Here is a 9,181-nt window from a genome sequence, read left to right as displayed (position 1 = left end):
GTTCTGCGTAAGTCCACCAAGTGTGCACCGCACCCCAGTACCCCACCCAAGTCATGGGCCAGCGACCGGATATAGGTGCCGCTGGAGCAATGGACTCGCAGCTCGGCCGTGTCGCCGCTGACGCGCACCAGCTCCAGACTGTAAACTTCCACGCGGACCGGGGCCAGTTCTACAACCTGATCGCGCCGCGCGAGCTTGTAGGCGGCAACGCCGCGTATCTTCTTCGCGGAAAATGCCGGGGGAACCTGTTCGATCGGGCCTCGAAATTGCGCCAGCGCTAATTCGAGTTGCTCTGGATCTAGACTCACCGGGACTGCCTCCGTCGTCGCCTCGCCTTCGGTATCGTAAGTCGTTGTCGCGAAACCAAAACGGATCGTAGCCTCGTAGACCTTATCGGAACTACCGTAAAACTTTGCCAGCCGCGTCGCCCGGCCGAGCAACAGCGGGAGAACTCCGGTCGCCAGCGGATCGAGTGTCCCTAAGTGTCCGACCGAGTGTTCCCCGGTGATGCGGCGGATCTTATTGACTACATCGTGGGATGTCCAGCCGGCCGGCTTATCCACGACGAATGCGCCGCAAATCAGGGTTGCGCCTCTAACTCGCGGATGGAGTCCATCACGACGGCGCCAATGATGGCGAAGCTATTCGCACTTAGCTTGTCCATTGTATCTTGCGTGGTATGCCAGTACTGATTTCGAGGACCGAATGTGAAGTCAATCAAATCCACGGACTTCACTCCCGCTTGAATGAATGGGATGTGATCGTCCTCCATCGCGCTCGGCGTTCTGGGGAAATGCGCGCCATAGCCGGACTTCTCGGCAACCGTCCAAACCAGGTTCCGCAGATCGGTGGTCGAATTCGTGTCATAGATAAGATCGAGATCCTTATCGCCGATCATATCTACGTTGATAAGAGCTTTGATCTTACCTAACATCCCGTCGTTCTTCCAGGTTTCAGCCAGGTGACGGCTGCCATAAGTGTTATCTCCGTCTTGCCACTGTTTAACCGCTTCTTCGCCGTCGAAGAAGACGATAACCAGGTCGTCCGTGCGCGGCGCTCCGGCGGATGCCGCGGCCAACTCCATTAAGAATCCGGTGGATGACCCGCCGTCGTTTGCACCTACAAAGCCGGGCTGCTTCTTCGTGTCGTAGTGACCTGTGATCACGACCGCGCGGCCGGACTTGCCCGGAAATGTGCAGATGATATTGCGCATTTTCACGGCGCCGTCGGGAGTTGTCGCGGTGAAGTCGTCAAACGAGACTTTACAGCCGGTCCGCTTCAGCTCGGCGAGGATTTGCACGCGAAGATGCTCGATTGCAGGCGAACCGGACGGACGCGGACCATCCGCCACGGCCTCGCGCGTAAATGCCAACGCCTTTTCACCGCTAAACGGACGCGCGAACGCCGAAACCGCACATGATGCGGCCAGGCAAAAAATCAGAGCTTGCGAGCGAGACATATATAGCCGAGGGTGAAGTTCCGTTGTGTGTCCAATGGTTCGAAAAGTAGCAGCAGAAGTGAGAGCGGCACGAAGACGATGGCTGCCGGCAGAAATAAGATCCAGCGCGCCCCGCTCATAAAAAATTGTAGTCCGTTCAACAAGCGCCGTGAGAGCAGCCGAAAGAAACCGCCGGCGGGTGTGATGGTGACAGGCTCGAAACCAGCTTGGCGCAATAACAGCGCGAGGCCGTAGCGAGTGTAACGGAAATAGTCGTGGGGCTGCTGGTGCTCTTCCCATTCGAGCGGGGCGACCAGCAGAAAAGGCGCGCCGGTTCGCAGCACGCGGCCGATTTCGCGCAAGGCTGCGGCAGGCTCGGACAGGTGTTCTAGCGTGACGACGTTGAGCGCCGCGTCAAACGTGGCTGTCGCAAACGGCAATGCGGTCAGATCCGCTACAACGTCGAGATGACCGTAGTTCCACCGTGAATCCCCTACGCCGAGATCCACCCCGATATATCGCTGTTGCGAGAACTCCTGTCGATGGCGGCATTCTCCTGCACCCGCGTCGAGCACGAACGCGCCCGGAGCGAGTTGCGCGGCAAATTGCCGGACCGCGCGATCGATCGCACACTCGAAGTGCAGCGCCCATTCTCGGATCGGCTTTGGCGCGCGACTCAGAAATCCGGTCGCCGTCATCGCTTTCGCGCTTCCAGCATGACGCTCGAACCGCGAGCGAATGCGGCCTCCAGCAATGCAAACGGCAACCCCAATCCGGCCAGCACTGCGTATGCGGCCAGGTGCAAGCTGTTCGAAGGCAGCCCCCGAACCCGGCGAGCAACGGGATCGAGCCGCGGAGCCAGGCTGGTAGCAAACCCGGCGGGATTATCGCGCAGCGAGAAGAACTTACGCCGCATGATGGTGAATCCGCTGTGTTCCAGAAGTGCCTGTATGTCTTCCGCGCGGAAGTTCTGCAGATGGCGCGGCACATCGAATCCATTCCAATTTTTGCCGAAAAGCAGGGCCTGCCAGGACGCCCGGTTAGGGACCTGAACGACGATGCGGCCGTCGTCCCGCAGCAGATCGCGGGCCGCGCCCAGGTACGCCGCCGGATGGTGAAGATGCTCGAGAACGTGAAACATAGTGATCAGCGCGAACGAGCGCGGGTGAAAGGGCGCTTTGTTGAGATCGCCATTTACAGCCGGTACGCCGTTGCCCGACCAGGCAAGCGCGCACGCGGTGAGCGAGGAATCCAGTCCGAATGCAGGAATGCCGCGCTTCCGAAGCAAGCCGGGGAGCAGACCGCCGCCGCAACCCGTATCGAGCACGGGACCGGTCGCCTTCGCGTGGCGATATGCGCCTTCGATGAACGCGATGTGATCGCGAAGCACCAGCACGCGATACGATTCCGCGATTCGAGAGAGCTGGTCGCCCCGCGCATCAAACCAGTAGCGATCCGGATAGTAGGCACTCAGTGCGGACGCGGGCGGCGGCGGAGACAGGCGCGCCATTCCACATTGCCGGCAGCGAACCATCTGGAATTGTCGTTGGGTCGTGTTGTAGAGCCGATCCGTTTGCTCGAAGAAAGGATCGCCATCCGCCGCGTTACAACGGACACAGAGATCGCGATCCATCTACTCGATCGCCGCCTGCGACACGAGTTCATCCAGCGGGATCTGATAGGCGAGAATCAATCGGCGCGTTTCCGCGGAAGTCAGTTTTCGAGTCCGAAGAATCTGCGCGCGCTTACGTAACATGCGCGGAATAAAGCGCAGGGCAGCCAGGTCTCCGGCCAGCAGGGTTCGCGCGATGCGAAGTTTACCGCGCCATCCCGGAAACAGCGCGGCCTCGCCGCGACCCGCAAACGCCGCACGCGCCCCGGCGAATATTCGCCACCCATAGTAAAACCCATTCAGCCAAAGAAGACTCCACGGGAACAATTTCACCGCAAGCAGTACCCGGTTGCGTTCAATGAGGGCAAGCCGGCGGGTACTGGCGACCCCGAGCGTGGCGCCTCGATGATGCCGGACGCGGGCGCGCGGCGCGTAAATACATCGCCAACCGGCAATCCGCGCACGAAGACCAAGCTCCGCGTCGTCCGCATAGGCGAAGAAATCTTCGTCGAAGCCGCCGATCTGATCCAGCATCGATTTTCGATACATCGCGGCGCACCCATCCGGCCACAGCACTTCTTCTTCGCGATCGAACTGTCCGTTGTCGAGCGAACCGGTGCCGCGCCCGCGATTCTGCCCGTCCAGCCAGATCAGATGCCCGGCTTTATCGATGCGTGTTGGATCAGAGTACACGACAATCTTCGAAGCCGCCATTCCGACATCACTCGAAATTTGAAAGACGCGCGCGAGTTCATTGAGCCAGTCCGGATCCGCTTCGGCGTCGTTGTTCAGCAGAGCGACGAGAGCTCCGCGGGCCGCCGCAATGCCCTGATTGTTCGCCTCGCAGAAGCCGCGGTTCTCAGGATTTCGGATCACGCGCACTTCCGGAAATTCGGCGAGCGTCATTTCCGCCGACCCGTCTTCAGAGCCGTTGTCGACGAGAATGATCTCCGCGCATGCGTCCATCTGCTGATACAACGACGTAAGGCAGGCACGCAAGAGCGAGCAGCGATTATGATTGACGACGATAACGGAAATCAGAAAAGGTGACGGCGGTTCTTCAAAAATAGAGGTAACTGGTTCAGCCACTAAGCTTTGGCTCGCCTTGTCGTATTATATAGTTGGCGAGGAGCAAGTCCTTTTTCATGCCCACCGTAGGCCGCACACTTGCCTTGGAACGCATCCGGCAAGGGCTGGACCTGGAAGAGATCGCGGAATACACCAAGATCGCCGTCCGCACCCTAAAACATATCGAACAGGACGAGTTTGAATCGCTGCCCGGAGTAATTTTCGCGCGGAATTTTGTACGGCAATATGCTGAGTGCCTGCGGATGGATCCGGCGGCGATGGTGGAGCAATTCAATCGCGAACAGCAGATGCCGGAACCCCAATTCACGGTGCCGGAAGCGCGCTTTCACGTACCGAATATGCGGCCCGGCGTGGTGGGACGCGTCTTCGATAACAATACGGTATCGGCGTTCGTCACATTTGTTTTGACGATAGTGGTTTGCGCGGCAGCCTACTATTCATACGAATATTGGCAGGCTCGGCGACAAGCCGCACACGAACCGGTCGCGGCCGCAACGGTTCGCAGCGCACCCGCGACGACACCGGGAAACCAACAGACCGTCGCGAAGCCGCCGGAAAATCCGGCGCCCGCCACTCCCGAACCAGCGCCTCTCGACTCGCCCGCCGTCGCGCCCGGCACCGGCGGAAACGTGCATGTCGTCGTCTCGGCTGACGAGCCCTGCTGGACGCAGATTACAGCTGACGGGAAGGTTTTATTTGCGGGAACCCTGAGTTCAGGGGAAACCAAAATGGTAAATGCAAGCGCAGTGGTGAGCGTCCGGGCGGGAAATGCCGGCGCCATCAAGCTCAAACTGAACGGGAATGACGTGGCGCCGATCGGACCGAAAGGTCAGATTCGAGTGGTCACATTGACTCCGTCGGGAGCTCAGGTGCGAACGCCCACGCCGGTTTCCGAACCCCTCTGACCCCGCTGTTGGCCGAGCTTCCGCGATTCTTCCATCAGCAGCTCCGTCCGGCGCCGCGTTTTAACGCGTTCATCCACCTGACGCCAGAATTTCCGGAAGTACTGTACCGCGGACGCCAGCGCAAAAATCACCACAATCCACAAACAAACCGAGCCGAAAGTACGCATCGAAGGATGACGCAGTCCGGCAAGAACCACCGATATCGCAACGATCTGCGAAATCATCTTCGTTTTTCCCAGGTCGCTGGCTTGAATGGTATAGCCCTCAGCCGCCGCGATACTGCGCAGACCCGATACGGCAAATTCCCGGCCGACAATCAAAATGGTCAGATAGGCGGGAACGGCGCGCACTTGAACAAGCGCAATCAATGCGGCGGAAACCAGAAGTTTATCGGCAATCGGATCGAGCAATGTTCCGACGGTTGTCACCTGTCTCCAGCGGCGTGCCAGATAACCGTCAAGCAAATCCGTACCGGCGGCGGTTAGAAAGATGGCGAGCGCGAGCAAATCATTCGAAAAGAAGAGACCGCCCCAGTGAAACGAAATCCGCTCCTGAACCATTACCGACACCAGAATCGGCACAAAAAAGATCCTCAGAAGCGTTAACAAATTGGGAAGATTCACGAGCAGCCTCGCTCGATTTTGTGGAAAAACGGGCTGTCCATTGTCAAACTTAGGACCGCAGCATTGATTTGTTTGATTAAATCGGAGCCGCTGCTAAACTGCTCATTCTGAAAGGATGCTATCCGTCTGCCGGCCGGCCGGTAATCTATTTGCGGGACGGGTGAAACTCGCGGGAAACGATTGTTCATACCGAGTTCCTCACAGGATTTTCCACAGGCTCCGTCGAATCGACTGCGAAGCGTTCGAGCCGTTTGCCTAAGGTCGCCGTTACGGCCGCTTCGATTTCACAGACATCGTCATGATACTCCACGGAAAACACACGTCCGTCGGCATGCACCCGCGCGATGTCGGCGCCATCACCGGCGGGAATGCGGTAATGCCCGAAAGCAAGGGCTTCTTCGGGGAGGGTTTCGTCAATACATCGAAGCAGATCGGCGATGCCGGCGCCCGTTAGTCCGCTGATGAGAACCGACGCATGCTCGACATTCGGGGATTCCCTAAGGACATTTCGCGTTAAGGCCGCCGGATCGGTTGCCGGCCGGTCCGGGTTCGGGACCAGTTGGTCGGATTTGTTGAGCACCAGAATCTGGGGCGTCCCGGAAGCTCCGATTTCGTTCAACACTTTGAACACCTGGGCGGTTTGGGCCGGCGCCTGTTCGGAGGACACATCGATCACATGCAGGATGAGCGCCGCATCGGCCACTTCCTCGAGCGTGGCTCGAAACGCGTGCACCAGCGATGTGGGCAGATTACGGATGAAACCTACGGTGTCGCTGAGCAGCACGCGGCGGCGGGATGGCAGTTGAAGCGCCCGGACGGTGGGATCGAGAGTGGCAAACATCTTGCGGTCGGCCAGCACGCCCGCCTGAGTGAGCCGGTTGAATAGAGTGCTCTTGCCGGCGTTGGTGTAGCCGACAAGCGCGATCGTCGCCAGCGGAACCGCCTGGCGCTGTTGCCGATGCAGCGCCCGGCCGGCTCGCACCTTCTCGATATTGGATTCGATTTTCCGGATGCGGCCCTGGATCCGCCGGCGGTCGGTTTCGAGCTTGGTTTCGCCCGGTCCGCGCGTCCCGATGCCGCCGCCAAGCCGCGACATGGAAACGCCATGGCCGGATAAGCGCGGAAGCAGATAATTCAACTGGGCAAGCTCGACTTGCAGGCGGCCTTCCCTGGTGCGGGCGCGGGAAGCGAAAATATCGAGGATCAGTTGGGTGCGATCGATGACTTTCGTATCGAGCAGCTTTTCAAGGTTGCGCTGTTGCGTGGGGCTGAGATCGAAATCGACAATAACAAGATCCGCCCCGACCGACTCCGCAAGTGCTTTGATCTCGTCAACTTTGCCGCGGCCGAAGAGCGTGGCCGCATCCGCTTTGTGACGCGACTGAGAAATGGACGCGAGCACCTGAGCTCCAGCCGTAGCCGCAAGTTCTTTAAGCTCCGCAAGGAACTCCTCCGCATGGCTGACGTGCGAAGCGGACCGAATTTCAAAGCCGACCAGGACAGCGCGTTCCGCGGCTAGACCTCCGAGGCGTCGTGTTGGCCGGGTTCGGTTTCCGTCCCGCTACGGCCGGCGGGAGCATGCGCCGTCATGTAGTGTCCGGCGCGGCCGGAAACCACGGTCGAGATGGCGTGTTTGAAGACCAGGTGCTCCTGATTGTTCGATTCGAGGATCAACGAGTACTTGTCGAAGCTCTTGATGCGGCCGTTCAAGCGAACGCCGCCCATCAAATAGATGGTCAGGACAGTCTTCTCTTTGCGTGCATTATTCAGGAAGCTATCCTGAATGTTCTGCGTTGATTTCTCCATGGGGGTCCCTGAACGCAGTTTGTTAGTTCTTTGTATTCTCCCATAAACTATCTTCCGGAACGGGTAATGAGTTATTGATGCCTATTCAATTCGTTCGATTTAGAACTGCTGCAGCCGCACACTTTGGAATGCTGGAGCGTGACGTAGTTCACGAGATGGAGGGGGATCTGTTTGCGCCGGGACCGCGAACCGGCCGCACGTTGCCGCTCGCGGACGTGGTCCTGCTCCCTCCGTGTGAGCCATCGAAGATCATTGGGGTGGGGCTGAATTATCGCAGCCACCTGGCGGGGCGGAAGGAACCCGAATCGCCGGAGCTTTTTTACAAGCCGCCCTCATCGCTCATCGGACCGGGCGAGGCCATTGTGATTCCGCCGGGCGCGACGGATGTGCATTTCGAAGGGGAACTCGTGTTGGTGATCGGAAAGCGGGTGCGATCGGCGCCCCGCGATGAGGCGGCGGCAGCGATCTTTGGGGTGACTTGCGGGAATGACGTGAGCGACCGTGGATGGCAGCGCGGAGAACACAAGGACCTGCAATGGTGGCGCGCCAAGGGGTGCGATACATTTGCGCCACTCGGGCCGGCCGTTGTCACGGGCGTGGACTTTAATAACCTCCCGATTAAGACGATGGTGAACGGTGTGGTGGCGCAGGATGGATCGACATCGGACTTGATCCACGACTGCGCTTCGGTGGTGAGTTATGCGAGCCAGTGGATCACCCTGCTGCCTGGAGATCTGATCTATACGGGTACTCCGGGGAATACATTTGCACTGAAGCCGGGGGATATGGTGGAGGTGGAGATTGCGGGCGTTGGCGTGTTGTTGAATCCGGTGCGATGACTTCACATATGGCTAAGCTGATGAATGTGCTGCCGACTACCGAGGTCAGTGGTGGTCAAGCCAGTTTCAGCCCATTGCGTCAGGTGGAACAGCAGCTTACCGTCGGACTCTTTCAACGAGCCGGGGCGGACGTCGGCCAACGTGGGTTTAGCTTTTTCACGGATGCCGAGGATGGAGGTGCGATATGGGACGGGAATCGTCTACGCGTTCGGCTCGGCGGAAAAACCAACGCGCCCGGACAAATGTCGACTTACTCTGGCATGCTGACACTGATAGCTGGAGTGGTCGGTTTGAGCGCGGCCAGGTCCGGAGCGACGTCGTGTTGAAGCGGCCGACGGCAGGCGCGACAACGAGCCGGTTCGCTGGTACATGGTTGAGCGCAGGCGAGATGAAGACGTTAACTGCTTGGACGGACGACATCCAAGTTACACGTCGCTCCGAATCTGTTCGCGCTCTACGGGCGAGTGGCACGAAGGGACGAACCGATCCGTGGGGCCGATCCAATGGAAGAAGATGCCGGGTAAGTCGTGCGTCGGAGTGGGCGGCTTAGACCTACGCTGAGCCCTTGATCTTACATGAGCAAGAACTGGAAGACCAAACTTATCCACAGCGATGCGCGCGTACCTGAAGGTTTCCGGTCGCTCAACGTTCCTGTCTATCGCGCGTCAACCACGCTGTTCCCTAATGCCGCCGCGGTCACTGAGGCGTGGGACCAATACGAGCACGGCTACACCTATGGACTTTACGGCACGCCGACTACGTTGGAGTTGGCGGCCAGAGTCTGTGAGTTAGAGGGCGGCTACCGCACGCTCATCACGCCGGGCGGACAAAGCGCGATTTCTCTAATCAACTTCGCGCTGCTACAGTCG

General features: G+C 59.1%; 12 protein-coding genes. 4 read left to right on the top strand and 8 right to left on the bottom strand.

Annotation, left to right across the window (positions count from 1 at the left end):
* The 5 genes from truB to H1Y01_RS16785 form a co-directional block, all read right to left on the bottom strand.
* On the bottom strand, nt 1–563 hold a 563-nt coding region (truB, locus tag H1Y01_RS16805; protein ID WP_219341639.1), incomplete at its 3' end, for a tRNA pseudouridine(55) synthase TruB.
* A 17-nt stretch (nt 564–580) separates the two neighbouring features.
* Complete coding sequence (locus H1Y01_RS16800; RefSeq protein ID WP_180541659.1) at nt 581–1,459, bottom strand: M28 family peptidase; 879 nt, start codon at nt 1,457–1,459, stop codon at nt 581–583.
* A complete protein-coding gene (locus H1Y01_RS16795) occupies nt 1,438–2,136 on the bottom strand; it encodes a class I SAM-dependent methyltransferase (RefSeq protein ID WP_180541658.1) in 699 nt (232 codons plus the stop codon). Before H1Y01_RS16795 ends, H1Y01_RS16800 begins: the two co-directional genes overlap by 22 nt.
* Nucleotides 2,133–3,071, bottom strand: a complete 939-nt coding sequence (locus tag H1Y01_RS16790; protein WP_180541657.1) for a class I SAM-dependent methyltransferase — start codon at nt 3,069–3,071, stop codon at nt 2,133–2,135. The genes H1Y01_RS16795 and H1Y01_RS16790 overlap by 4 nt, the downstream gene beginning before the upstream one ends.
* Nucleotides 3,072–4,139: a glycosyltransferase family 2 protein gene (locus tag H1Y01_RS16785; RefSeq protein ID WP_180541656.1), complete on the bottom strand. Its 1,068-nt coding sequence runs from the start codon at nt 4,137–4,139 to the stop codon at nt 3,072–3,074.
* 56 nt (nt 4,140–4,195) lie between these two features.
* Here H1Y01_RS16785 and H1Y01_RS16780 point away from each other — a divergent pair, with 56 nt between their 5' ends.
* The gene (locus tag H1Y01_RS16780) at nt 4,196–5,044 is read left to right on the top strand and encodes a helix-turn-helix domain-containing protein (protein WP_180541655.1); all 849 of its coding nucleotides are present in this window, start codon (nt 4,196–4,198) and stop codon (nt 5,042–5,044) included.
* Here the strand turns inward: H1Y01_RS16780 and pgsA are convergent.
* From pgsA to hfq, 3 genes are all read right to left on the bottom strand, one after another.
* On the bottom strand, nt 5,005–5,667 hold the full coding sequence (gene pgsA, locus H1Y01_RS16775) for a CDP-diacylglycerol--glycerol-3-phosphate 3-phosphatidyltransferase (RefSeq protein ID WP_180541654.1): 663 nt from the start codon (nt 5,665–5,667) through the stop codon (nt 5,005–5,007). The genes H1Y01_RS16780 and pgsA overlap by 40 nt on opposite strands.
* Nucleotides 5,668–5,851: 184 nt before the next feature.
* Nucleotides 5,852–7,165: a GTPase HflX gene (gene hflX, locus H1Y01_RS16770; protein ID WP_180541660.1), complete on the bottom strand. Its 1,314-nt coding sequence runs from the start codon at nt 7,163–7,165 to the stop codon at nt 5,852–5,854.
* Nucleotides 7,166–7,182: 17 nt separating this feature from the next.
* The gene (gene hfq / locus H1Y01_RS16765; RefSeq protein WP_180541653.1) at nt 7,183–7,473 is read right to left on the bottom strand and encodes an RNA chaperone Hfq; all 291 of its coding nucleotides are present in this window, start codon (nt 7,471–7,473) and stop codon (nt 7,183–7,185) included.
* Between the two features lie 77 nt (nt 7,474–7,550).
* Here hfq and H1Y01_RS16760 point away from each other — a divergent pair, with 77 nt between their 5' ends.
* The 3 genes from H1Y01_RS16760 to H1Y01_RS16750 all read left to right on the top strand — a co-directional run.
* A complete protein-coding gene (locus tag H1Y01_RS16760; protein WP_180541652.1) occupies nt 7,551–8,312 on the top strand; it encodes a fumarylacetoacetate hydrolase family protein in 762 nt (253 codons plus the stop codon).
* An 8-nt stretch (nt 8,313–8,320) separates the two neighbouring features.
* Nucleotides 8,321–8,638, top strand: coding sequence for a hypothetical protein (locus tag H1Y01_RS16755; RefSeq protein ID WP_180541651.1), 318 nt, complete (start codon nt 8,321–8,323; stop codon nt 8,636–8,638).
* A gap of 249 nt (nt 8,639–8,887) precedes the next feature.
* Nucleotides 8,888–9,181, top strand: a 294-nt coding sequence (locus tag H1Y01_RS16750) for a PLP-dependent transferase (protein WP_180541650.1), incomplete at its 3' end; no start/stop codon positions are given.

The sequence above is a fragment of the Nevskia soli genome (assembly GCF_903970205.1).
In the GTDB taxonomy this organism is placed as follows: domain Bacteria; phylum Acidobacteriota; class Terriglobia; order Bryobacterales; family Bryobacteraceae; genus Bog-113.
This window is presented reverse-complemented; position numbering and strand designations above follow the sequence as displayed.

Coding starts and splice junctions, on each gene's coding strand:
- H1Y01_RS16800 (WP_180541659.1), bottom strand. CDS start 1,459: ATGTCTCGCTCGCAAGCTCTGATTTTTTGCCTGGCCGCATCATGTGCG.
- H1Y01_RS16795 (WP_180541658.1), bottom strand. CDS start 2,136: ATGACGGCGACCGGATTTCTGAGTCGCGCGCCAAAGCCGATCCGAGAA.
- H1Y01_RS16790 (WP_180541657.1), bottom strand. CDS start 3,071: ATGGATCGCGATCTCTGTGTCCGTTGTAACGCGGCGGATGGCGATCCT.
- H1Y01_RS16780 (WP_180541655.1), top strand. CDS start 4,196: ATGCCCACCGTAGGCCGCACACTTGCCTTGGAACGCATCCGGCAAGGG.
- hfq (WP_180541653.1), bottom strand. CDS start 7,473: ATGGAGAAATCAACGCAGAACATTCAGGATAGCTTCCTGAATAATGCA.
- H1Y01_RS16760 (WP_180541652.1), top strand. CDS start 7,551: ATGCCTATTCAATTCGTTCGATTTAGAACTGCTGCAGCCGCACACTTT.
- H1Y01_RS16755 (WP_180541651.1), top strand. CDS start 8,321: ATGGCTAAGCTGATGAATGTGCTGCCGACTACCGAGGTCAGTGGTGGT.